Raw genomic sequence first — 24,750 nt, forward strand, 5'->3', positions numbered from 1 at the left:
TATCGTCCGGGGACGTTAAGAATCCATGTCACTTTGAGTGCCCACACAGATTGTCTGATAAATTGTTAAAGAGCAGTTGCAACGCGGCTTTCGCTCACCGTTGCGAGGTGGCGTATATTACGCTTTCCTCTTTCAGAGTCAACCCGTTATTTCAGGATTTTTTCTCTTCAACCGACCGGGTTGTTTGTGAAGTGATTCACATCTGCCGTGTCGATGGAGGCGCATTATAGGGAGCCGCCGAGGAATGACAAGCGGAAAAATGCATTTTTATTTCAACCGCTCACCTTTTCATCAAAAAGGTTATTTTTGGTGCTTTTTGATCTCTTTCGGCAGCTCAGCCAGGCTATTAATCACCCAATCTGCTGCATTCTCTGCTTCTGGCGTCACTGGCTTACCGGTGCGTACTAATATTTTGGTGCCTACACCAGCTGCGGTTGCCGCCTGCATGTCTTCCAGTTTATCGCCCACCATAAAGGAAGCAGCCATATCAATGTGCAAAAATTCCTGCGCAGAGATAAACATCCCCGGATGCGGCTTACGGCAGTCGCAGGTCTGCCGATACTCTTCGACGGTACCTTGCGGATGATGCGGACAATAATAAATACCGTCGAGATCAACACCGCGATCGGCCAGCGACCAGTCCATCCATTCTGTCAGCGTTTCAAACTGCGCTTCGGTAAATTTACCGCGAGCAATACCAGACTGGTTGGTGACAACCACCAATGCATAGCCCATCTCTTTCAGCTGACGCATTGCATCTATTACGCCTTCGATAAACTCGAACTCATCAATCTCATGGACATAACCGTGATCTACATTAATAGTGCCATCACGATCGAGGAAAATTGCGGGTACTGATTTTGCCACCGGTTTGCTCCTGAAAAAGGCATGTACGGCTAGTATCTCATGAATCGCAGCGCAATAAAGTGCTCATCGTACAGAGTTGGATTGATTTAGACGTCTGGATGCCTTAACATCCATTTTGTTTACGGTCATCACCCGTATCTGGCAGAAGAAAATGCCACGGCTAACTTACATACGATAAAAATAATCTAATGATTAAACTTTCCAATATCACCAAAGTGTTCCAGCAGGGGAACCGAACCATTCAGGCGCTGAACAACGTCAGCCTGCATGTACCTGCTGGTCAAATTTATGGCGTCATTGGCGCATCAGGTGCGGGTAAAAGTACGCTGATTCGTTGTGTTAACCTGCTTGAGCGCCCAACTCAGGGCAGCGTAGAAGTTGGCGGACAAGAACTTACCGCCTTATCGGAGAAAGAACTCACCAAAGCGCGACGTCAGATTGGCATGATTTTCCAGCACTTTAACCTGCTGGCATCCCGCACCGTTTTCGGCAACGTCGCCCTACCACTTGAGCTGGATAACACGCCAAAAGAAGAAGTGAAGCGTCGCGTCATCGAACTGCTCGACCTCGTGGGTCTGGGCGACAAGCATGATAGCTACCCGGCCAATCTGTCCGGTGGGCAAAAACAGCGTGTGGCCATTGCCCGTGCGCTGGCCAGTAATCCAAAAGTACTGCTGTGTGATGAAGCCACCAGCGCATTGGATCCCGCCACTACACGTTCAATTCTGGAACTGCTGAAAGACATTAACCGTCGTCTGGGCCTGACAATTCTCCTTATTACGCATGAAATGGACGTGGTGAAACGCATCTGTGACTGCGTCGCAGTGATCAGCAACGGCGAACTGATTGAGCAGGATACGGTAAGTGAAGTGTTCTCTCATCCGAAGACACCGCTGGCACAGCAATTCATCCAGTCCACACTGCATCTGGATATTCCGGAAGATTATCTGGAACGCTTAAAAACAGAACCGACGGTAGATAGCGTCCCGATGCTGCGCATGGAGTTCACGGGTCAATCTGTCGATGCTCCCCTGCTTTCCGAAACTGCGCGTCGATTTAACGTGAACAACAACATCATCAGCGCGCAGATGGATTACGCCGGTGGTGTGAAATTCGGCATCATGCTGACGGAAATGCATGGGACACAAGAGGAAACCCAGGCGGCAATTGCCTGGTTGCAAGAACATCACGTAAAAGTAGAGGTACTGGGTTATGTCTGAGCCGATGATGTGGCTGCTGGTTCGCGGCGTTTGGGAAACGCTGGCAATGACCTTTGTATCTGGCTTCTTTGGGTTTGTGATTGGTCTCCCGGTCGGCGTGCTGCTGTATGTGACACGTCCGGGGCAAATCATTGAGAACGCGAAACTATACCGCACGCTCTCTGCGCTGGTGAATATCTTCCGTTCTATCCCGTTCATTATTCTGCTGGTATGGATGATTCCATTCACCCGCGTGATTGTCGGTACCTCTATCGGTCTGCAGGCTGCCATCGTTCCCCTGACTGTCGGCGCTGCGCCGTTTATCGCGCGTATGGTTGAAAACGCCCTGCTGGAAATCCCGACAGGTTTGATTGAAGCCTCCCGCGCAATGGGGGCCACACCGATGCAGATCGTACGCAAGGTTCTGCTGCCGGAAGCACTGCCAGGCCTGGTCAACGCGGCAACCATTACGCTTATCACCCTGGTGGGTTATTCCGCGATGGGTGGTGCAGTTGGCGCTGGCGGTTTAGGTCAAATTGGTTACCAGTACGGCTATATTGGATATAACGCTACCGTGATGAATACCGTTCTGGTATTGCTGGTTGTGTTGGTTTACTTAATCCAGTTCTCTGGCGATCGCATCGTCCGGGCTGTTACGCACAAATAACGTTACACACAACACAAACTCTACGAGTTAAGGATAAAACATGGCGTTTAAATTAAAGACCTTTGCAGCAGTAGGCGCGCTAATCGGCTCTCTGGCACTGGTGGGTTGCGGTCAGGACGAAAAAGATCCAAACCACATTAAAGTGGGCGTTATCGTGGGTGCAGAACAACAGGTTGCTGAAGTCGCGCAGAAAGTAGCAAAAGAGAAATATGGCCTCGACGTTGAGCTGGTGACCTTCAACGATTACGTTCTGCCGAACGAAGCGCTGAGCAAAGGCGATATCGACGCTAACGCCTTCCAGCATAAACCGTACCTGGATCAGCAGATCAAAGATCGTGGCTATAAACTGGTAGCTGTGGGTAACACCTTCGTTTATCCAATTGCGGGTTACTCCAAGAAAATTAAATCACTGGACGAACTGCAGCCAGGCTCTCAGGTTGCGGTACCTAACGACCCAACCAACCTTGGACGCTCTCTCCTGCTGTTGCAGAAAGTGGGTCTGATCAAACTGAAAGACGGTGTTGGCCTGCTGCCGACTGTTCTCGACGTGACCGAGAACCCGAAAAATCTGAAAATTGTTGAGCTAGAAGCACCACAGCTGCCACGCTCTCTCGACGATGCGCAGATTGCACTGGCTGTTATCAACACGACCTACGCCAGCCAGATTGGCCTGACTCCAGCGAAAGACGGTATCTTCGTTGAAGATAAAGACTCCCCATACGTTAATCTGATCGTGACTCGCGAAGACAACAAAGACGCGGAAAACGTGAAGAAGTTCGTTCAGGCCTATCAGTCTGATGAAGTTTACCAGGAAGCGAACAAAGTGTTTAACGGCGGCGCTGTTAAAGGCTGGTAATCTCACCTCAGTGTAATATCATCAGGACGGGCTTATGCCCGTCTTGTCATTTGTGCAGTCAACTGATTCAATATCTGACGTTTTGATTATCCATTGAGGAACTATTATGCGTGCTTTACCGATCTGTCTTTTAGCACTCATGTTGAGCGGCTGTTCTATGCTAAGCAGATCTCCCGTTGAACCTGTTCAAAGCACGGCAACCCCGCCAAAAACAGAGCCTGCGAAACCGAAAGTGGTTCGTCCTGCACCGGTTCGCATTATCACTAAAGCTGATGAGCTCGTCGGTAAACCGTTCCGCGAACTGGGTGAAGTGAGCGGCGAATCCTGCCAGGCGACCAACCAGGACTCTCCACCGAATATCCCGACAGCACGTAAACGCATGCAGATTAATGCCGCAAAAATGAAAGCTAACGCTGTTCTGCTGCACAGTTGCGAAGTGACCAGCGGCACACCGGGCTGCTATCGTCAGGCAGTATGCATCGGTTCTGCGCTGAATATTACGGCGAAATGAGTGTATTTCAGTTCGAGCAGATAGGCGTTATCCACTCGCCTTATAAAGAGAAGTTCGCCGTACCTCGCCAGCCGGGTCTCGTCACCAGCGGAAGTGGCGAACTTCACCTGATTGCACCTTACAATCAAGCCGATGCGGTACGCGGACTCGACGCATTCAGCCATTTATGGGTGGTCTTCGTGTTTCACCAGACGATGGAAGGTGGCTGGCGTCCTACCGTGCGCCCTCCCCGGCTTGGTGGAAATGCGAGAATGGGCGTATTTGCGACTCGCTCAACCTTCCGTCCAAACCCGGTTGGAATGTCGCTGGTCGAACTGAAAGGTATACGTTGCCAGAAGGACCAGGTGATACTGGAGTTAGGCAGTCTTGATCTTGTGGATGGCACACCAGTCATCGACATCAAACCCTATTTGCCTTTCGCCGAAGCTCTTCCGGATGCGCGCGCAAGTTATGCTCAGGACGCCCCACAGGCGGACATGCCGGTATATTTTACGCCTGAGATAGCAACGCAACTGAGCCAACTGGAGAAACACTATCCTCGTTTGCAGAATTTCATCAGCGAAGTTCTGGCACAGGATCCCCGTCCCGCTTATCGCAAAGAAGAGGAAGCCGGGAAAACCTACGCTGTCTGGCTGCTGGATTTTAACGTTCGCTGGCGCGTCACAAAGGCAGGTTTTGAAGTGTTTGCCCTGGAACCCAGGTAATTTTAATCTCCTCTCTTTTGGCATCTTTGCCACACTGGTAAACTAAACCACTTTTTTTGTGTCAGGTTGACCTTTCAGCCTGTCTCACTAGTCGAAACGGAACCGTAACAACATGCGTACTAGCCAATATCTGCTCTCTACTCTGAAGGAGACGCCTGCCGACGCCGAAGTGATCAGCCATCAGCTGATGCTGCGCGCCGGGATGATCCGCAAGCTGGCCTCCGGGTTATACACCTGGCTGCCGACCGGCGTGCGCGTCCTGAAAAAAGTCGAAAACATCGTGCGTGAAGAGATGAACAACGCCGGTGCTATCGAGGTGTTAATGCCGGTTGTTCAGCCCTCTGAGCTGTGGCAAGAGAGTGGTCGCTGGGAGCAGTACGGTCCGGAACTGCTGCGTATTGCCGATCGCGGCGATCGTCCGTTTGTCCTCGGCCCAACGCATGAAGAAGTCATTACCGACCTGATCCGTAATGAGCTGAGTTCATACAAACAGTTGCCACTGAACTTCTTCCAGATCCAGACAAAGTTCCGTGACGAAGTTCGTCCACGTTTCGGCGTCATGCGTTCTCGCGAATTCCTGATGAAAGATGCCTACTCTTTCCATACCTCTCAGGAATCTCTGCAAGAGACCTACGACAAAATGTACGAGGCTTACAGCAAAATCTTCTCCCGTATGGGCCTGGATTTCCGTGCTGTGCAGGCTGATACCGGTTCTATTGGCGGTAGCGCATCCCATGAGTTCCAGGTACTGGCGCAGAGCGGTGAAGACGATGTGATCTTCTCTGACTCCTCAGATTACGCGGCAAACATCGAATTTGCAGAAGCGCTGGCACCAAAAGAGCCACGTGCTGCTGCAACACAAGAGATGACGCTGGTTGATACGCCAAACGCAAAAACCATTGCCGAGCTGGTTGAGCAGTTCAATCTGCCAATCGAAAAAACAGTGAAAACGCTGCTGGTGAAATCCACCGAAGGCAGTGCTTATCCGCTGGTAGCCCTGCTGGTACGTGGCGATCATGAGCTGAACGAAGTGAAAGCAGAGAAGCTGCCGCAGGTTGCCAGCCCGCTGACGTTCGCTACGGAAGCTGAAATCCGCGCTGTGGTCAATGCTGGTCCAGGCTCTCTGGGCCCAGTAAACATGCCTGTGCCTGTTGTTATTGACCGTACTGTAGCGGCAATGAGCGATTTCTCTGCAGGTGCCAACATCGACGGTAAACATTACTTCGGCATCAACTGGGATCGCGATGTGGCGACACCTGAAGTGGCTGACATCCGTAACGTCGTTGCTGGCGACCCAAGCCCGGACGGACAGGGTACGCTGATGATCAAACGCGGTATCGAAGTCGGTCACATCTTCCAGTTGGGTGATAAATACTCTCGTGCGATGAACGCTGCCGTTCAGGGCGAAGATGGTCGTAACCAGATCCTGACCATGGGTTGCTACGGTATCGGGGTAACACGTGTTGTGGCCGCAGCGATTGAGCAGAACTATGACGAGCGTGGTATCGTCTGGCCGGACAACATTGCACCATTCCAGGTCGCGATTCTGCCAATGAACATGCACAAGTCTTACCGTGTGCAGGAACTGGCTGAGAAGCTGTACGCTGAGCTGCGTGCTCTGGGTATCGAAGTGCTGATGGATGACCGTAAAGAGCGTCCAGGTGTGATGTTTGCTGATATGGAACTGATTGGTATCCCACATACCATCGTCATCGGCGACCGTAACCTCGATAGCGACGAAATTGAATACAAATACCGTCGTAACGGCGAGAAACAGATGATCAAGACCGGCGATATTCTTGATTACCTGGTGAAAGCCATTAAAGGTTAAGAAACAAAAAACCCCGCTCCGGCGGGGTTTTTTAATGGGGCTATGTCGGCTTACTTGCTGTTGCAGTCTTTACCCGCGACAAACTTCGCGTCTTTATCTGCCACCAGCGTTTTCACCATCTCTCCGCTATCCGGGTTTGGCTCCAGCGTAAAGTGACCGTCGACCGTCAGCAATACCGGCTTACTGTCATTTCCGCGCGCAACAGCGTAATCACGTTCTAGTTGTGCGTTGTTCGCCACGCTGACTTTTCTGCCGGTTGCACAGTCGGTAAAGATCGCCGCATCAGCCATATAGAAATACATACCCCGCATTGCCATCGGCGTGGCAGGCAGGGCCGCCTTTACCGGTGCCAGCGTGTAGTTGAACTGGGACTCAATCGGATTACCTTCGCGGTCGAGCATCTCCATCCCCTCGCCCTTAGCGCGGAAATAGGTTTTCTCACCTGTGCTATCCGTCAGGACCAGCTTCTCAGCCGTACGCGCCCATGTCCCGTAAGTCGCAAAAGAAGACGGTTCTTTAGCGCCCTGATACCGCTGATTCATCACCCAGGTACCGTCTTTTTGCAGGAACAGAGACGTTTCAATGCCCTCACAGTCTGCGCAAGGCAATACGCCGCGCCAGCTCTGTTGCATGGGCTTTAACTCTTCATTCTGCGCGGGTTGCAAAACCTGCGTTTCAGAACGGTTGTTACACCCGAAAAGCGCAAACAGCGTACTCACTGCCAGCGCTGATAATAATGCTTTTTTCACAATGAATTCCTTCTGAAAATTGTGTTCCTTTTCGTCACTCCATGGGGCGACGAACTTTACCGCGTAGTGCTTTCACTGTGGATTTTTGGGCCTTCGACGACAGCCGACGCTCTTTCGATGCGCGAGTGGGCCGTGTTGCCCGACGGCTCTTTTGTACCGCGGTTAATTCTTTGATTACCGCCACCAGCCTGGCTATTGCCGCTTCCCGGTTCAATTCCTGGCTACGGTACTCCTGGGCTTTAATCACAATGACACCATCGCTGGTGATCAGGTGATGGCTGGCTGCAAGCAGACTTTCTTTATAATACTCTGGCAGGCTTGAGGCCCGAATGTCAAAACGCAAGTGGATAGCCGTGGAAGCCTTATTGACGTGCTGTCCACCGGCACCCTGAGCACGAATGGCGGTTATCTCCAGCTCATTGTCAGGAATGCTGACGTTACGGGACAAGACGATCATGAGGCGGGTTGCCACGCCGTCAAATGAATTTCCAGATTATTCTGAGAATCAGAGAGCCAGATTGCGCCATCCTGAATCGTCGCCTGCAGGATCATGGTCCGGCTGGCAAACTCACTCAACTGCGCCAGTTGCTCATCATCCAGATACCAGACGGTAAGATTGGCAAACTGCCTGCATTTGCTCTTATTTTGCTGCCACCAGATCTCCGCAGCACGCTGATTATACGCAAATAATGCAACTTCAGCAGACTGAGTGCAGGCCTTTTTAATACGACGTTCATCCGGCAGACCAAGTTCAATCCACAGATCGATACCCAGATGATCATTGCGCAGCCAGGCTTCTGGCTCGTCCTCTGCACTTAAGCCTCGGGTAAATTGCAGTCGCTCGTCAGCATACTTAATCCACGCCAGCAGGCGCAGCATCATGCGTTCCTGGGTTTCTGAGGGGTGGCGTGCCAGAGTAAGCGACGCATCCAGGAACTGGTTGCGATCAAGATCGGCCACATTGACCACTGCTTTATAAATTGTCGCTTTCAGCGCCATGAGAGAACTCCATTCGAATCAGGCGCACATTGTAGCGAAAACAGCGGCAAAAGGCTGTTACGAGGTGATAAATACACCACTATCAAGGCTCTGATATTGCTTAAATGAGTATGGTATAGTCACCTTGCTAAACCGAGTTTATCTTCGTAGGCTTAATGATATCTCACAGTAAGTCAGTGCGCTGGCGGGAGGGGATGTGAATAATTATTGTGAGTTAATTCGCAAACGGTATGCGGAAATCGCCAGCGGGGATCTGGGGTATGTCCCGGACGCGTTGGGCTGTGTATTGAAAGTGCTTAATGAAGTGGCCTCTGATGAGAGCCTTTCAGAGTCGGTCAGGGAGAAAGCAGCGTATGCTGCGGCGAATTTACTGGTGAGCGATTATGTCGATGAATGATACTTATCAACCCATCAATTGTGATGACTATGACAACCTCGAACTCGCCTGCCAGCATCATTTAATACTGACGCTGGAGCTAAAAGATGGCGAAGTGTTGAAGGCGAAAGCCAGCGATCTGGTTTCGCGTAAGAATGTGGAATATCTGATCGTGGAAGATGCCGGTGCGACGCGTGAGTTGCGTCTGGACAAAATAGCCAGCTTCAGCCACCCACAAATCGGCACCGTTGTGGTGAGCGAGTCCTAATCATACTAACGGGCAGTCAAACTGCCCGTTACGCTTTCTGCCATTCAAAACTGCCCCCCTCTTCTGCCCATCCCTCTTCCGTGATGAAAACCCCTGCAGCAGCAATCAGTGTTTCGCCGTAGAAAAGGAGTGGTGTTGTATCGCGCAGCCACGGTGGCACGTTACACTCCTGCCATATTTTCTTCAGCTTCCGCCCCCCGTTGCGCCCGACGATATGCAGCATGCCGCCAGCCTTAAAGCGCACGGTGATCTGTTCACCGGGCTCCGGTAGGCGCACATGGCCAGACGGTACCAGAGAGACTCGTCCTGCATCACAGGGTAATATCAGCGGTAATTCGGGTGACGCCCAGTTGAGTACGACATCGGTAAAAGAGGGGGTAGATTTTATCCACCAGAGCTTCCCTTTATAGCGCCTTACATCAAAACCATTCAGATGTACGCACGGGGACGCATCCTCCCGCGACTGAGCAACTTCGTCCCAGATACGGCTCAGCATTGCCCGCGATGGCATCGCTGCGCGATGAGTAGCCAGCCAGCGTCGTAGCAGTGCCGCCCGACGCATTGGGCTCATCGCTTCCAGCGGCGCGATCGCCAGTGCTCCGTCTTCAGAGATCAGTTCAGCCAGATCTTCACTCAACAACTCATCAAGCAATGCTTCCTGTTCGGCGCACAGCATGGCGCTTCTTGCTGTCGCGTCAGCAAAATGCGGCCAGCGCTCGCTCAACAGCGGAAGGACACGCAGACGCAGAAAATTACGGTCATAGCTGTCATCCTGATTGCTCTCATCTTCAATCCAGCTCAGCTGATATTCCCGTGCCCAGGCCTCCAGCGACGCGCGTGTCTCACCCAACAGCGGACGAAGTAATGTCGTCCCGGCAAATTCAGCTCGTTCGGGCATGGCAGAAAGCCCCGCAGGCCCGCTGCCCCGCTTAAGCGCCAGCAAAAAGGTTTCGCACTGGTCATCCAGATGCTGCGCCGTAACCAGCGCTTCGCCAGGCTGTAATACGCTGGTAAAAGCGGCATAACGCGCTTTACGCGCTTGTGCCTCAATCCCCAGCCCTTCATCCTGAAGCGTGACGCGTTCAGCAATGAACGGGATTGCCCACGCGGCACACAGCGCCTCGCAGTGTGCCACCCAGGTATCGGCATAAGAACTCAATCCGTGGTGGATATGTATCGCCCGAAGCTGAACATCAGGCTCCAGATCACGCCAGAGCTTCAAACGATGGAGCAGAACGGTAGAATCCAGGCCACCGCTAAACCCCACCAGCAGCTGGCGGTACGGTGAAACGGCTTGCGCGATAGCGGGTAAGGTCATAGGTGATTACACATAAAAAATGCCCGAACTGAGCGGGCATTATCACACAGGAAAATCATTACTGCTGATAAAGCTCCAGCGGCAGGCCGTCCGGGTCGCTGAAAAAGGTGAAACGCTTGTCGGTGAATGGATCGACGCGTATCGCTTCGCACGCCACACCGTGCACTTCCAGATGTTTTACTGCGCTGTCCAGGTCATCTACGCTGAAGGCAAGATGGCGCAGACCACAGGCTTCCGGGCGTGACGGGCGCGCAGGTGGGAAAGGAAAGGAGAACAGTTCTATCACATATTGCCCGTTTAACGCGAGATCCCCCTTCCAGGAGTCACGCTCCTCGCGGTAGGCCTCGCTCAATAGCGTAAAGCCAAGGATATCGCAGTAGAAAGCCTTACTTTTCGCGTAATCGGTCGCAATGATCGCAATATGGTGAACCTGTTTTAAACCCAGCATAGCTTCTCCTTTTTATGATCCCTGAACGTTACAACCGAAAACCCACACCTGGCAAGTGGCCATCTTTATTTTAGGACTCGCACCCAGTAAACGCCGTTCTCATCGCGCTTCGCACCGTGGATATCCGTCTCAAATCCGGGATAGTGGCGTCCTACCGAACAGAGCATCAGCAGGAAATCGAGCACGGCCCGACTCTCCTCGGTGATCATCTCTCCTGGCATCAGGAGCGGGACACCCGGCGGATAAGGCAGGATCATATTGGCTGAAACGCGCCCGACCAGATTTTCCAGCTCAACGGTTTCGACCTCCCCTTTCACCTGGCGCTGCCATGCCTTGTGCGGGGTAAATTTCATCTCTGGCAACACATCAAACGCCTGCAGCATCAGACGCGGCAGATCGTGCTGCCGAATAAGCCGATGGATCCCCTGAGCGAGATCCTGAATACGCATATTGCGATAGAAGTCAGGATCCTCCGCATAGAGATCCGGCAGCATGTTTTTCACACGCAGGTTGAGATCATAAGCGCGCTTAAACTCCATCAGGCCGCGCAATAGCCCCATCGCCCGGGTTTTATCAATGCCAATGCTGAACAGGAAGAGCAGGTTATAAGGACCCGTTTTTTCAACCACCACACCCCGTTCATCAAGAAATTTCGCGACCAGCGCGGCCGGGATACCTTCATCGCTCATCTTGCCTTGTTCATCCATACCCGGCGTCAGGATCGTGACTTTTACCGGGTCGAGAAACATATGATCGCTATCCGCTTCGCGGAAACCATGCCAGTTTTCACCGGGTGAGACGGGCCAGCATTCTGCTTCATCAATCTCTTCCGGTTGCCAGATATCGAAGAACCAGCCATCAGCTTCATCTTTAAGTCGCTGAACTTCTTTACGGAAATGCAGTGCTCGTTCAACCGAGCGGTTAATCAAACGCTTACCCGGATTGCCACGCAGCATCGCCGCTGCCGTTTCAATGGAGGCCACCAGCGGATAACTCGGCGAGGTCGTGGTATGCATCATAAAGGCTTCGTTAAATGTCTCTTCGTCGTACTCGCCTTTTATGTGAATCAACGACGCCTGAGAAAACGCTGCCAGCATTTTGTGCGTCGACTGCGTTTCAAAAAATACTTTACCCGGCACACGTTCACCACTCATCCCGCTTTTCCCTGCGTAAATCGGGTGGAAATTGGTGTACGGCACCCAGGCGGAATCGAAATGGATCGAGGGAACGTCCAGCGCCTGTTTGATCCAATTGGTGTTGTACAGCAAACCGTCATAAGTGGAATTGGTGATCACCGCGTGGACAGGCCAGCTTGCGCCTGGAACAGCCCCAACCTTTCTTTCAATGGCTTCATGTGCAAACTCCCGGCGTGGAATACCGCCGAGGATACCGAGCGCGTTACGCGTAGGTGAGAGCCAGAGCGGAACGACGTCGCTCATCATGAGCAGGTGCGCCAGCGACTTATGGCAGTTCCGGTCAATCAACAAGGTGCTGCCAGACGGTGCGGCGTACATCCCGACAATTTTGTTCGAGGTCGAGGTGCCATTGGTCACCATATAGCTTTGCTCAGCGCCGAACGTGCGGGCAATGTACTCTTCGGCTTCCAGATGCGGGCCAGTATGGTCAAGCAGAGATCCCAGCTCTGTGACCGAAATCGACACGTCCGCTTTTAACGTATTGCCACCGAAGAAATCATAGAACAGGCAGCCCACTGGACTTTTTTGATACGCCGTTCCCGCCATATGTCCGGGTGTACAGAAGGTATATTTGCCTTCTTTCACATAGGTAAACAGCGCACGGGTAAACGGTGGCGTGATGTTATCGAGATATTCACGTGTGTACTGCTGAATACGGGTCGCAATATCGTCCGCGACGCCAAGCGAATATTCAAAGAACCAGAGCGCCATACGCATATCATGGGCGCTGACGTCCATCGTCGAATGGGTATTGATAAACGCGTACAGCGGGAGATATTCGTTCAGCTTGTTGATATCGCTGCACAGCTCGAGGTCGTACTCATCCCAGTCGAAGATTACCCCACAAATACGCGGGTTGTGCTCAATAAATTTCAGCAGATCGGCGCTATTGTGTGGCCAGATCAGCTGATACCCGCGCGACTGCAGGGTTTGTTCCAGCTCCTTGATGGGCTCGTCTTTATAAAAGACGCCGTGCGGCCCCATAATGGCAATAATGTTCACGGTTTACCTCCTTGAAAAATATTAGCTAAGCATAGTTAAGGTAAACGGCAGGTATAAAAAAAGCCGCAACATTGTGCGGCTTTTCAGATAATTGTGAAGCTTATGCGTAACCGTAGGTCATCAGGCGCTGATAACGACGGTTCAGCAAATCTTCTTTGCTCAGTACATCGAGGTCCGCCAGGTCTGCCAGCAGCTGTGCTTTGAGGGAAGCCGCCATCACTTCAGGCTTGCGATGCGCACCACCCAGTGGTTCCGGGATAACGGTATCGATCAGTTTCAGCTCTTTCAGACGTGGGGCAATAATACCCATCGCCTCTGCGGCCAGTGGCGCTTTGTCGGCGCTTTTCCACAGAATAGACGCACAGCCTTCCGGAGAGATAACGGAATAGGTGCTGTATTGCAGCATGTTAACTTTATCGCCAACACCAATCGCCAGCGCACCACCAGAACCACCTTCACCGATAACGGTACAGATGACCGGCACGCTCAGGCGAGACATCTCACGCAAGTTACGTGCGATAGCTTCAGACTGGCCACGTTCTTCCGCGCCCACACCCGGATATGCACCCGGCGTGTCGATAAAGGTGATGATTGGCATGTTGAAACGCTCAGCCATCTCCATCAAACGCAGGGCTTTACGGTAGCCTTCTGGTGCTGGCATACCAAAGTTACGACGGATTTTCTCTTTGGTTTCACGACCTTTCTGATGACCAATGATCATCACCGGACGCCCATCCAGACGAGCAATACCACCGACGATAGCTTTGTCGTCGGCATAAGCGCGATCGCCAGCCAGTTCGTCAAATTCATCAAACGCCAGGCGGACATAATCCAGGGTGTACGGACGCTGTGGGTGACGCGCCAACTGGGCAATCTGCCATGCGCCGAGATCGGCAAAGATTTTGCGCGTCAGCTCTACGCTTTTTTCGCGCAGACGATGCACTTCTTCGTCGATGTTAATATCCAGTTTTTCATCCTGACGGCTTACCGCTGTCAGAGAATCGATTTTCGCTTCCAGCTCAGCAATCGGCTGTTCGAAATCAAGGAAATTCAGACTCATAGTATTCCTGTATTAGTCAAACTCCAGTTCCACCTGCTCCGAACCAATGAGGCCACGGAGATCGTTAAGTAAACGATCGCTCGGAGAGACACGCCACGTTGCACCAAAGCGCAACCGCGCACGTGCATCCGCCCTCTGATAGTAGAGATGTACTGGAATTGTCCCCGAGCGGTGGGGTTCCAGAGACTGACGGAGTCGGTTTAAAAGCTGGTCATCAATTTGCCTGTCCGTCAGCGAGATAGCAAGCCCGCGAGCATATTTTTCCCGGGCTTCGTCAATGTCCATCACTTCGCGGGCGGTCATTTTAAGCCCCCCGCTGAAGTCATCAAAGCTGACCTGTCCGCTGACGATAAGTATGCGGTCTTTTTCCAGCAATTGCTGGTATTTATCCAGCGCGTCGGTGAACAACATCACCTCCAGACGCCCGGAACGGTCATCCAGCGTACAGATGCCGATACGATTGCCGCGCTTGGTGACCATTACCCTTGCAGCAATCACGAGCCCCGCAGCCGTGGTGATTTTACCACGTTCTGTCGGATGCATGTCTTTCAGCCTGTAGCCTCCGACATAGCGCTCAATTTCTTTGATGTACTGGTTGATCGGGTGTCCTGTCAGGTACAAACCTAACGTTTCACGCTCGCCATCCAGCACCACCTGTTCTGGCCACGGCAGGCAGCTGGCGTATGACTGCTCGATCTGCTCTGGCTCTTCTGCCAGCACACCGAACATATCCGCCTGGCCAATGGCTTCCGCTTTCGCATGTTGATCAGCTGCTTTCAGCGCATCGCCGAGCGAGTTCATCAGTGCGGCGCGGTGCGGCCCCAGCCTGTCGAATGCGCCGGACATGATCAATTTTTCCAGCACGCGGCGGTTCAGTTTTTTGGTATCCGTACGAGCGCAAAGATCGAACAGCTCACGGAAATAACCACCGTTGTTACGGGCTTCGATGATCGCTTCGATCGGACCTTCACCCACACCTTTGATCGCGCCGATCCCGTAAACGATTTCCCCGTGTTCGTTAACGTGGAAATGGTACAAGCCGGAATTGATATCCGGCGGCAGGATCTTAAGCCCCATGCGCCAGCACTCATCCACCAGGCCAACCACCTTCTCGGTGTTGTCCATATCAGCAGTCATTACCGCCGCCATAAACTCGGCTGGATAATGCGCTTTGAGCCACAGCGTCTGATACGAGACCAAAGCATAGGCGGCAGAGTGAGATTTGTTAAATCCGTACCCGGCGAATTTCTCCACCAGGTCGAAAATTTTCATCGCCAGTTCGCCGTCAACGCCGTTCTGTTTCGCCCCTTCCTCGAAGGTGCCGCGCTGCTTGGCCATCTCTTCCGGCTTTTTCTTACCCATCGCACGGCGCAGCATGTCCGCGCCGCCAAGGGTATAACCAGAGAGCACCTGGGCAATCTGCATAACCTGTTCCTGGTACAGAATGATGCCGTAGGTCGGCTCCAGTACTGGTTTCAGGCTTTCATGCTGCCACTGAACGTCCGGATAGGAAATCTCTTCGCGCCCGTGCTTACGGTCGATAAAGTTATCTACCATCCCTGATTGCAGCGGACCCGGGCGGAACAGCGCCACCAGTGCGATCATATCTTCGAAACAGTCAGGTTGCAGACGTTTAATCAGATCTTTCATGCCGCGGGATTCAAGCTGGAAGACAGCAGTAGTCTCCGAGCGCTGCAGCATGTCGAAACTTTTCTTATCATCCAGCGGGATAGCGGCAATATCCAGCGGCGGCTCACCGTTCTTCTCACGGCGGGCGTTGATCATCTCCAGCGCCCAGTTGATGATGGTCAGCGTACGCAGGCCGAGGAAGTCGAACTTCACCAGCCCGGCATATTCCACATCGTTCTTGTCAAACTGGGTAACCGGATGCTGACCTGCTTCATCACAGTAAAGCGGCGCAAAATCAGTGATTTTGGTTGGAGCGATAACTACCCCACCCGCATGCTTACCGGCGTTACGCGTGACGCCTTCCAGCTTACGCGCCATATCGATCAGCGCTTTGACTTCTTCGTCAGCTTCGTAAATTTCCGGCAGTTGCGGTTCAGCTTCGAACGCTTTAGCCAGCGTCATCCCCGGATCGGGCGGGACCAGTTTCGAGATACGATCAACAAAGCCGTACGGATGTCCCAGCACACGGCCTACGTCGCGGATAACCGCTTTTGCCGCCATGGTACCGAAAGTAATAATCTGCGATACCGCATCACGGCCGTACATGTCCGCCACGTGCTCGATAACCTGGTCACGTTTCTCCATGCAGAAGTCGACGTCGAAGTCGGGCATTGAGACACGTTCCGGGTTAAGGAAACGTTCGAACAGCAGGTCGAATTCCAGCGGATCGAGGTCGGTAATTTTGAGCGCGTAAGCAACCAGTGAGCCCGCACCGGAACCACGTCCCGGACCTACCGGCACGCCGTTGTCCTTCGACCACTGGATAAACTCCATAACGATCAGGAAGTAGCCCGGGAAGCCCATCTGGTTTATCACCTGGAGTTCTATATCCAGACGTTCGTCATATTCAGGACGACGTTTTTTGCGTTCTTCTTCATCCGGGAACAAGAATTCCAGACGCTCTTCCAGACCCTCTTTGGATTTCATGACCAGGAAATCCTCCGTGGTCATATCTCCCGTCGGGAACTGAGGCAGGAAGTATTCGCCAAGGCGCACAGTAACGTTGCAGCGTTTTGCAATCTCGACGCTGTTTTCCAGCGCTTCCGGAATATCGGAGAAGAGTTCGCACATCTCCTCTTCGCTGCGCATATATTGCTGCGAGGAGTAATTACGCGGACGCTTTGGATCGTCGAGGGTGAAGCCATCGTGGATAGCGACGCGGATTTCGTGCGCGTCAAAATCACCAGACTCCAGGAAACGCACGTCATTCGTTGCCACCACCGGCAAGCCGCGCTCTTCAGCCAACGCGACAGCAGCGTGCAGATAATTCTCTTCGTCAGGGCGGCCAGTACGAATCAACTCCAGATAATAGCGATCAGGGAAGTACTCTTCATAAAACGAGATGCACTGATCCACCAATGCACTGTTACCACGCAGCAGGCATTTACCGACATCACCCATACGGCCGCCAGAGATCAGCAGCAGCCCTTCATTTAGCTCAGCCAGCCAGTCGCGGTCGATCCACGGCCCCAGCGCGCCATAGCCGCGTTGATAGGCTTTTGAGATAAGCAGTGTGAGGTTTTGATAACCCGTGTTGTTCATCGCTAACACGGAGATTTGCGTCATTTCATCGCCGATGAGATCGCTCTGCACATGAAAATCTGCACCGACGATAGGCTTCATTCCCGCGCCATGCGCCGTTCCGTAGAACTTCACCAGGCCACACAGGTTGGTAAAATCGGTGATCGCCAGTGCAGGCATGCCAAGTGAGGCCGCCTTTTTAACCAGCGGCCCGGTCTTCGCCAGCCCATCGATCATGGAGTAGTCGCTATGCACCCGCAGGTGTACGAAACGTGGTTCAGCCATCTTCAGATTCCGCGTTACTTAATTGCTTGCGTATTGATTCAGGACACCAGTCCCAGCGCGCGTTTCACCGGGCCAAAGCTGCGCCGGTGATGTTCGGTTGCGCCATGTTCAGCCAGCTTTTCCAGATGGAAAGCTGTTGGATACCCCTTGTGCTGGGCGAAACCATACTGAGGGTAAGTGAGATCCAGCGCGGCCATTTCGGCATCGCGTGTCACTTTGGCAATAATAGAAGCGGCACTGATTTCTGCGACGCGACTATCGCCTTTGACCACGGCCATCGAAGGCATCGGCAATGACGGGCAGCGGTTGCCGTCAATCAGGACATATTCCGGGGAAATGTTCAGCCCCGCCACCGCACGCTGCATCGCCAGCATCGTGGCGTGCAAAATATTCAACTCGTCAATTTCATGTGGTTCAGCGCGCCCCAGGCTCCAGGCCAGCGCCTTCTCCTGAATTTCACTAAACAGCGCCAGTCGACGCTTTTCGGACAATTTTTTAGAGTCGTTCAGTCCAATAATCGGGCGAGCCGGATCGAGGATCACCGCTGCGGTAACTACTGCCCCAACTAACGGGCCACGCCCCACTTCATCCACACCTGCCACAAGGTGGGTGTGAGGATAAACAAATTCCATCATTTTGCTAACTCCAGCACCGCATCAGCCGCTTGCTCATCGGCATTACAGCGGATCTGCTGATGCAGTTCACGGAACGTATTATGCATCTGGTGGCTGGTCTTGCCATTGGTAAGCAGCGGCAGCAACGCATCGGCAAGCAGCTGCGGCTGGCACTCATCCTGCAGAAGCTCTTTCACCAGTTCGCGCCCGGCAAGTAAGTTCGGCAGAGAGACATATTCCGTTTTCACCAGACGTTTAGCCAGCCAGAAGGTAAATGGCTTCATGCGATAGCCGACCACCATCGGGCATTTCGCCAGCATACACTCCAGTGCTGCCGTGCCGGAGGCCAGCAGCGCGGCGTCGCTCGCGATCATCGCCTCCCGGCCTTTCCCGTCCAGAAGATGAATCTGGAGGTCTGGAGCCACTTCGGCCTTGATGCGCTCAAATTGTTCGCGGCGCTTAGCATTCACCAGTGGCACAACGACTTCCAGATCGGGATACGTCTGGCGAAGAATTTGCGCTGTTTTCAGGAAATCAGCGCTCAGCATCTCAACTTCTGCACCACGACTGCCTGGCAGCAATGCCAGACAGTGCGCATCATGAGGAATACCCAACACGTCGCGCGCTGCGTTTTTATCCGGATCCAATGGCATCGCATCTGCCATGGTATGACCGATAAAGCGGCACGGAACATTAAATTTGTCGTAAAACGCTTTTTCGAAAGGCAGGAAAGCCAGCACCAGGTTGGTAGACCGTCCAATTTTGAAAACGCGTTTCTGTCGCCACGCCCAAACGGACGGACTGACGTAATGAATGGTTTTTATGCCCTGCTTTTTCAAATTCCCTTCGAGGGTAATGTTGAAATCAGGTGCATCAATACCGACGAACACATCGGGTTTCAGTTCGGTAAAGCGGCGAGTAAGATCGGCGCGAATATGTAACAAACGGCGTAGCCGCCCCAGCACCTCAACGATGCCCATCACAGCCAGCTCTTCCATTTCATACCAGGCTTCACAGCCTTCGGCCTGCATCAGCGGGCCAGCAACGCCAACAAATCGTGCATTGGGTACACGCGCCTTAAGCGCACGGATGAGACCGGCACCAAGAATATCGCCGGAGGTTTCTCCGGCGACCAGGGCTATCGTAAGCGGACGACTGTCGACCATTAACGAATCAGACCCCTTGTTGAACGGTCAAAGAATTCCATGAACGCGTTCACTTCCGGGTACTTATTCGCCAGCTCGGCAATTTCCGGCTTCGCCTCTTCCAGCGTTTTGCCGCTACGGTACAGCAGTTTGTACGCGTTGCGGATAGCGGTAATCGCTTCGCGGCTAAAACCACGACGCTTGAGGCCTTCGATGTTCACGCCAAACGGCGTGGCATGGTTGCCCTGCGCAATCACATACGGTGGGACGTCCTGCGCCACACCGGAGCATCCGCCGACCATCACGTGTGCACCAATAATGCAGAACTGATGGACTGCGGTCATGCCGCCAATAATTGCGAAGTCATCAACCGATACGTGTCCTGCCAGCGTTGCGTTGTTGGCAAGAATACAGCGGTCACCCACAGTACAGTCGTGCGCGATATGCGCATTAACCATAAACAGGTTATCGCTGCCCACCTTCGTCAACCCACCACCCTGTACTGTTCCACGATGAATGGTGACGCTTTCGCGAATACGGTTACGATCGCCAATTTCCAGACGGGTCGACTCACCAGCATATTTCAGATCCTGGTTAACTTCGCCGATGGAAGCGAACTGATAGATCTCGTTATTGCAGCCAATGGTCGTGTGACCATTCACCACAACGTGAGATTTCAGTACTGTACCCTCACCAATTTCGACATGGGGTCCAACAATACAAAACGGGCCAATGTGGACGTTAGCGCCAATGATGGCACCGGTTTCCACAATCGCGGTAGGATGAATAAAGGCAGATTTATCAATCACGTATCAGGACTCCCGGCTACGAGCACACATCATCGTCGCTTCGCAAACAACTTTGCCGTCAACCAGCGCTACGCCTTTGAAGCGAGTCAGGCCACGACGCGTTTTTTCAAAAGTGACTTCCATGATCATCTGATCACCAGGCACGACTGGGCGCTTAAAGCGCGCTTCATCAATACCCGCGAAGTAATACAGCTCGCCTGGCTCCAGTTTACCAACGCTTTTAAACGCCAGAATACCGGTAGCCTGAGCCATCGCTTCCAGAATCAACACACCCGGGAAGATAGGCTTACTAGGGAAGTGCCCCTGGAAAAACGGCTCGTTCACGGAAACATTTTTCACTGCGCGCAGAAAACGACCTTCTTCAAAATCCAGCACACGGTCTACCAGCAGAAACGGGTAGCGGTGCGGCAGAAGTTCTAAAATCTCTTCAATATGCAGAGTATGAGTGTCAGTAGTCAAAATACTCTTCCTGTCAAAATGTACTGATAACAATAATAACACGGCCTGCCGGTTTATTAGAAAGCCGACAGGCCGGGAAAAATAGCGTTAAACGAGTGACGTTTAGTCTTGTTGATCGATCTTGCGCTCAAGAGACTTGAGACGCTTGCTCATATCATCAATATTCATCACCAGAGCTGCTGTTTTACGCCATACCTTGTTGGGTTGCAGCGGGATGCCGGAGGAATAGACGCCAGGTTCAGTGATAGGGCGCATTACCATGCCCATTCCGGTCACTGTGACTTTGTCGCATATTTCCATATGGCCATTAATCACGCTCGCGCCGCCGATCATGCAGTAACGGCCAATTTTCAGGCTGCCAGCCATGATGACGCCCCCCGCTACCGCGGTATTGTCGCCAATCACAACGTTATGCGCAATCTGGCACTGGTTATCGATGATAACACCATTGCCAATGATCGTGTCGTCAAGTGCGCCACGGTCAATAGTGGTACAGGCCCCGATCTCCACACGATCGCCAATAATCACGCGACCAAGTTGTGGGATCTTAACCCAATTACCACGATCGTTAGCGTAACCAAAACCATCAGAACCAATCACAGTACTGGACTGGACGAGGCAGTTTTCGCCAATTTCAACTTCATGATAAATGGACACATTGGCCCATAAACGGGTCCCTGCGCCAATTTTCGTATTTTTCCCAACAAAGCAACCTGGTCCGATAACAACGTTATCACCCAGCACTACGCCAGATTCGATAACGGCATTCGCACCAACCGCTATGTTGTTACCCAACTGAGCCGTCGGATCAATCGCTGCACTGGCAGCAATGTTCTGGGCCGGCTGCGGCGTGGTATCAAGAATTTGAGCCATGCGTGCATACGTCAGGTAGGGATTTTTCACTACCAGTGCAGCGCTAGTGGCAAACGGAAGATCGTCCTGCGTCAGAACAACAGCTGACGCCTGGCATTGAGCCAGTTGTTCACGGTACTTAGGGCTTACCATGAAAGTAATAGTGCCAGCTTTAGCAGATTGCATGGACGCAACAGCGGTGATGACGATATCGCCATCACCGTGTAATTCTGCATCCAACTGCTGAGCTAAATCAGCCAGTCGAATTGAAGGCATTACTTATTTAACCTGTTTCAGAACATCAGCGGTGATGTCTTTAACATCGCTGCTGTTGAAAGCTACGGCGTTCGCATCAACAACCAGATCGATGCTCTGATCGGCAGCTACTGCTTTAACAGCAGTCTGAATGCGAGTCACCAGCTTGCCACGTTCTTCGTTAGAACGACGCTGACGATCCTGCTCGAAAGCCTGCGCTTTCTGGGAGAACGCCTGGCGCTGAGCCATTAAGTCTTTTTCCAGTTTGCTACGGTCGCTTGCTTTCATGGTAGAACCATCACGCTGCAGACGCTGCATTTTGGACTGAAGATCGTTTTCCATACCCTGCAGTTCGCTTGCACGGCCTTTGAATTCGTTTTCCAGAGTCGCAGAAACGCCAGTTTTCTGTGCAACCTGCTGGAACAAATTACCCATGTTGACGATTGCAATTTTGTCTGCTGCCTGAGCAGAAGTTGCCATCGCTAAACCGAGACCTGCAGCTAATAACCACTTTTTCACAATTAACTCCTTACCATCCCATTGGCACCAGAAGGTACCGTTCTTTGCGTGGCAAGGCGACCGTTTTACTGATCGCCAGTTGTCAGCGCTACACTGCCAACGCATTCCTTTGCAGCGGATTATTACCAGGTTTTACCAATGTTAAACTGGAATTGCTCCGACTTATCTCCATCATATTTCTTAAACGGCTGGGCGTAAGAGAAGACCAACGGCCCCAGCGGTGACATCCATTGTAATGCGATACCGGCAGACATGCGAATATTGCTCGGATCGCTATAATCTGGAACACCTGCCGCACGCATCTGGGCAGTATTCTGCCAGTTGGTATCCCACACAGTACCGGCATCCCAGAAGAAGGACGTACGGACTGAGTTTGCATATTTATCACTGATAAACGGCGTTGGTGTGATGAACTCCAGACTGGCCACCGCCATCGCGTTACCGCCCACCGCATCATCAGAACTACAGACTTCAGAAGAGGAAGACTTGTCGCAGTTATCCTTGTCGTTCCCACCGTAGTAGACCGCTTTCGGACCAATGTTGTTGGACTGGAAACCACGAACGGTGCTTGAACCACCAGCGTAGAAGTTTTCATAGAATGGCATTTCTTTGCCACCCAGACCATCACCATAACCCCAGCGGGTACGACCCAGAACCACCCACTTGTGGTCGTCATCAATCGGGAAGTAAGACGCAGTATCCAGCGTGACCTTATAGAACTCGTTATCGGAACCCGGTACGGTGACTTTACCGTTCAGGTTGACACGAGAACCTTCCGTCGGGAAGTAACCACGGTCAAGACGGTTATAGGTCCAGCCGTAGTTAAAGGTGAAGTCATCCGCAGCGAAACCGTTGTTATCACTGGAGGTACTTGCCGACTGGCCAATAGAGTCCAGGTAACGCCACATCGCCACCTGCGGTTGCATGTTGGACAGGTCGTTATGCACATAACCTAAGCCCGCACGCAGAGTGTTGTATTCATTAACCGGGAAGCCAAGCGTACCGTCTACACCGTAACTCTTGTTGGTGTAAGAGGACAGATCCGCGTCGTCAGCTTTAAAGTCGTTATAGAAGATACGACCGCCCAGACTCACACCGTCTACGGTGAAGTATGGGTTAGTGACAGAGAACTCAGAATAGGTCTGGTAGTCGTTTTTGGTACCATTAATACCAACAGAGTAACCCGTACCCAGCCAGTTATCCTGCTGTACACCAACCTGGAAGCTCACGCCGCTTTCAGTACCGTAGCCCACACCGAAGTTGAAGCTACCGGTGTTACGCTCTTTCACTTTATAGACGACATCAACCTGATCCGGGCTACCTGGTACACGCTGGGTATCCGTATCAACAGTTTCAAAATAGCCCAGACGGTTCAGACGCTCTTTCCCCTGGTCAACGAGATCGCTGCCTAACCAGGCTCCTTCCATCTGACGCATTTCGCGGCGCAGAACGGAATCTTTAGAGGTGTCGTTACCGACGAAGCGGATCTTACGCACGTAGAAACGGTTACCCGCATCAACGTTTACGTGCAACTTAACGGTTTTATCCGCGTCGTTGATTTCCGGCTGTGTTTGTACGCGCGGGTAGGCATAACCATAACGGCCGAGCAGCTTCTTAATGCTGTCTTCCATTTTGGTGACTTTGGAACCACTGTACAGATCGCCTGGCTGAATTTTGGTCAGCGATTCGATCTCAGCAGAATGCCCTGCCAGGTTACCACTTACTTCAACACCAGAAAGCTTGTACTGATCGCCTTCAGTGATGTTAATCGTAATGTAGATCCCTTTCTTGTCCGGTGTCAGACTCACCTGAGTAGAGTCGATGTTGAAACGGGCATAACCACGATCCAGATAGTAGCTACGCAGGGTCTCAAGGTCGCCCGCCAGTTTCTGTTTCTGGTATTTACGATCGCCCACCACGTTCCACCACGGCACTTCATCGCGCAGCTGGAAGGTAGAGATCAGTTCGTCGGTGCTAAACGCGTGGTTGCCGACAATGTTGATCTGTTGGATCTTCGCAGAAACACCTTCCTGGAAGACCAGCTTCAGGTCAACACGGTTACGTGGCAGAGGTGTTACCACTGCTTTCACGCTGGCACTGTATTTACCCACGCTGTAGTAGAAGTCTTCCAGCCCTTTTTCAATGTCTGAAAGGGTTGTGCGGTCCAGAGACTCGCCCACACGAACACCCGATGCTTCAAGGTTTTGCTTGAGCATGTCATCTTTCACCGACTTGTTACCGGAGAAAGTGATACTGGCAATCGTTGGACGTTCTTTTACCTGTACCAGCAGCGTATCACCATCGCGCAGGACGCGAACATCCTCGAAGTTGCCAGTGGCAAACAGAGCACGGATGGTGTTACTGATATCATCATCATTGACCGTATCGCCGGGGCGTACAGGCATACTGAGGAGGGCCGCACCAACGGCGACACGCTGGAGGCCTTCGAAATGAATGTCTTTCACTACGAACCCGTCAGCACCGTATACGGTGGCGCTGCTAAACAGCAGCGACGCTATGAGCAACTTTTTCATCGCCATCGTTATTATGC

The 24,750-nt window shown here is 52.4% G+C and carries 24 protein-coding genes; 8 read left to right on the forward strand and 16 right to left on the reverse strand.

The annotated features are described in order from the left end of the window. Positions 1–300: 300 nt before the first annotated feature. Positions 301–867 carry a D-glycero-beta-D-manno-heptose 1,7-bisphosphate 7-phosphatase gene (gene gmhB, locus V6E55_RS17325; protein ID WP_129323887.1) on the reverse strand — a complete coding sequence of 189 codons (567 nt, stop codon included), beginning with the start codon at positions 865–867 and terminating at the stop codon, positions 301–303. Between the two features lie 188 nt (positions 868–1,055). On the opposite strand from gmhB, the gene metN reads away from it, so the two are divergent. From metN to proS, 6 genes are all read left to right on the forward strand, one after another. Beyond that, positions 1,056–2,087 (forward strand): methionine ABC transporter ATP-binding protein MetN, encoded by a 1,032-nt coding sequence (gene metN / locus V6E55_RS17330; protein WP_129996639.1) that lies wholly within the window; start codon positions 1,056–1,058, stop codon positions 2,085–2,087. Continuing rightward, positions 2,080–2,733 carry a methionine ABC transporter permease MetI gene (locus V6E55_RS17335; protein ID WP_003856130.1) on the forward strand — a complete coding sequence of 218 codons (654 nt, stop codon included), beginning with the start codon at positions 2,080–2,082 and terminating at the stop codon, positions 2,731–2,733. The genes metN and V6E55_RS17335 overlap by 8 nt, the downstream gene beginning before the upstream one ends. Before the next feature lie 40 nt (positions 2,734–2,773). Beyond that, complete coding sequence (metQ, locus tag V6E55_RS17340) at positions 2,774–3,589, forward strand: methionine ABC transporter substrate-binding lipoprotein MetQ (RefSeq protein WP_114980164.1); 816 nt, start codon at positions 2,774–2,776, stop codon at positions 3,587–3,589. 106 nt (positions 3,590–3,695) lie between these two features. Further along, positions 3,696–4,100 (forward strand): Rcs stress response system protein RcsF, encoded by a 405-nt coding sequence (rcsF, locus tag V6E55_RS17345; protein ID WP_008501883.1) that lies wholly within the window; start codon positions 3,696–3,698, stop codon positions 4,098–4,100. Further along, positions 4,097–4,804 (forward strand): tRNA (N6-threonylcarbamoyladenosine(37)-N6)-methyltransferase TrmO, encoded by a 708-nt coding sequence (gene tsaA, locus V6E55_RS17350; RefSeq protein WP_114980163.1) that lies wholly within the window; start codon positions 4,097–4,099, stop codon positions 4,802–4,804. The genes rcsF and tsaA overlap by 4 nt, the downstream gene beginning before the upstream one ends. A gap of 112 nt (positions 4,805–4,916) precedes the next feature. Next, the gene (proS, locus tag V6E55_RS17355; RefSeq protein WP_129996640.1) at positions 4,917–6,635 is read left to right on the forward strand and encodes a proline--tRNA ligase; all 1,719 of its coding nucleotides are present in this window, start codon (positions 4,917–4,919) and stop codon (positions 6,633–6,635) included. A 50-nt stretch (positions 6,636–6,685) separates the two neighbouring features. On the opposite strand, the gene nlpE is transcribed toward proS, so the two are convergent. Genes nlpE through V6E55_RS17370 form a run of 3 tightly spaced genes read right to left on the reverse strand, consistent with a single transcriptional unit; the run spans position 6,686 to position 8,383 of the window. Further along, entirely contained in the window at positions 6,686–7,384 is a 699-nt protein-coding gene (gene nlpE, locus V6E55_RS17360) for an envelope stress response activation lipoprotein NlpE (protein ID WP_114980161.1), read from the reverse strand. A 34-nt stretch (positions 7,385–7,418) separates the two neighbouring features. Beyond that, positions 7,419–7,841: an alternative ribosome rescue aminoacyl-tRNA hydrolase ArfB gene (gene arfB / locus V6E55_RS17365; protein WP_114980160.1), complete on the reverse strand. Its 423-nt coding sequence runs from the start codon at positions 7,839–7,841 to the stop codon at positions 7,419–7,421. Next, on the reverse strand, positions 7,838–8,383 hold the full coding sequence (locus tag V6E55_RS17370; RefSeq protein ID WP_114980159.1) for a YaeQ family protein: 546 nt from the start codon (positions 8,381–8,383) through the stop codon (positions 7,838–7,840). Before V6E55_RS17370 ends, arfB begins: the two co-directional genes overlap by 4 nt. 196 nt (positions 8,384–8,579) lie before the next feature. Here V6E55_RS17370 and V6E55_RS17375 point away from each other — a divergent pair, with 196 nt between their 5' ends. After that, positions 8,580–8,780, forward strand: coding sequence for a YaeP family protein (locus V6E55_RS17375; protein WP_008501889.1), 201 nt, complete (start codon positions 8,580–8,582; stop codon positions 8,778–8,780). After that, a complete protein-coding gene (rof, locus tag V6E55_RS17380) occupies positions 8,767–9,027 on the forward strand; it encodes a Rho-binding antiterminator (protein WP_014830722.1) in 261 nt (86 codons plus the stop codon). The genes V6E55_RS17375 and rof overlap by 14 nt, the downstream gene beginning before the upstream one ends. 28 nt (positions 9,028–9,055) lie before the next feature. Here the strand turns inward: rof and tilS are convergent, their stop codons facing one another. The 12 genes from tilS to bamA all read right to left on the reverse strand — a co-directional run bounded on the left by tilS (position 9,056) and on the right by bamA (position 24,739). Then, positions 9,056–10,345, reverse strand: coding sequence for a tRNA lysidine(34) synthetase TilS (gene tilS, locus V6E55_RS17385; RefSeq protein ID WP_316943489.1), 1,290 nt, complete (start codon positions 10,343–10,345; stop codon positions 9,056–9,058). Between the two features lie 58 nt (positions 10,346–10,403). Beyond that, the gene (locus V6E55_RS17390) at positions 10,404–10,793 is read right to left on the reverse strand and encodes a VOC family protein (RefSeq protein WP_316943490.1); all 390 of its coding nucleotides are present in this window, start codon (positions 10,791–10,793) and stop codon (positions 10,404–10,406) included. Between the two features lie 65 nt (positions 10,794–10,858). Next, the gene (locus tag V6E55_RS17395) at positions 10,859–12,991 is read right to left on the reverse strand and encodes a lysine decarboxylase LdcC (protein WP_114980156.1); all 2,133 of its coding nucleotides are present in this window, start codon (positions 12,989–12,991) and stop codon (positions 10,859–10,861) included. A 100-nt stretch (positions 12,992–13,091) separates the two neighbouring features. Then, positions 13,092–14,051, reverse strand: coding sequence for an acetyl-CoA carboxylase carboxyl transferase subunit alpha (gene accA / locus V6E55_RS17400; RefSeq protein WP_006810033.1), 960 nt, complete (start codon positions 14,049–14,051; stop codon positions 13,092–13,094). Positions 14,052–14,063: 12 nt separating this feature from the next. Continuing rightward, positions 14,064–17,546, reverse strand: coding sequence for a DNA polymerase III subunit alpha (dnaE, locus tag V6E55_RS17405; protein WP_316943491.1), 3,483 nt, complete (start codon positions 17,544–17,546; stop codon positions 14,064–14,066). A 38-nt stretch (positions 17,547–17,584) separates the two neighbouring features. Continuing rightward, positions 17,585–18,181 carry a ribonuclease HII gene (rnhB, locus tag V6E55_RS17410; RefSeq protein WP_114979153.1) on the reverse strand — a complete coding sequence of 199 codons (597 nt, stop codon included), beginning with the start codon at positions 18,179–18,181 and terminating at the stop codon, positions 17,585–17,587. Then, positions 18,178–19,326: a lipid-A-disaccharide synthase gene (lpxB, locus tag V6E55_RS17415; protein ID WP_316943492.1), complete on the reverse strand. Its 1,149-nt coding sequence runs from the start codon at positions 19,324–19,326 to the stop codon at positions 18,178–18,180. Before lpxB ends, rnhB begins: the two co-directional genes overlap by 4 nt. After that, entirely contained in the window at positions 19,326–20,114 is a 789-nt protein-coding gene (gene lpxA, locus V6E55_RS17420; RefSeq protein ID WP_049005315.1) for an acyl-ACP--UDP-N-acetylglucosamine O-acyltransferase, read from the reverse strand. Before lpxA ends, lpxB begins: the two co-directional genes overlap by 1 nt. Before the next feature lie 3 nt (positions 20,115–20,117). Next, entirely contained in the window at positions 20,118–20,573 is a 456-nt protein-coding gene (gene fabZ / locus V6E55_RS17425; protein ID WP_316943493.1) for a 3-hydroxyacyl-ACP dehydratase FabZ, read from the reverse strand. 102 nt (positions 20,574–20,675) lie between these two features. Next, positions 20,676–21,701: a UDP-3-O-(3-hydroxymyristoyl)glucosamine N-acyltransferase gene (gene lpxD / locus V6E55_RS17430; protein ID WP_316943494.1), complete on the reverse strand. Its 1,026-nt coding sequence runs from the start codon at positions 21,699–21,701 to the stop codon at positions 20,676–20,678. Positions 21,702–21,704: 3 nt separating this feature from the next. Next, complete coding sequence (skp, locus tag V6E55_RS17435) at positions 21,705–22,199, reverse strand: molecular chaperone Skp (protein ID WP_316943495.1); 495 nt, start codon at positions 22,197–22,199, stop codon at positions 21,705–21,707. A gap of 122 nt (positions 22,200–22,321) precedes the next feature. Beyond that, the gene (bamA, locus tag V6E55_RS17440; RefSeq protein ID WP_316943496.1) at positions 22,322–24,739 is read right to left on the reverse strand and encodes an outer membrane protein assembly factor BamA; all 2,418 of its coding nucleotides are present in this window, start codon (positions 24,737–24,739) and stop codon (positions 22,322–22,324) included. Positions 24,740–24,750: the final 11 nt, after the last annotated feature.

The sequence above is a fragment of the Enterobacter sp. 342 genome, assembly GCF_036663495.1.
Classification (GTDB): domain Bacteria; phylum Pseudomonadota; class Gammaproteobacteria; order Enterobacterales; family Enterobacteriaceae; genus Enterobacter.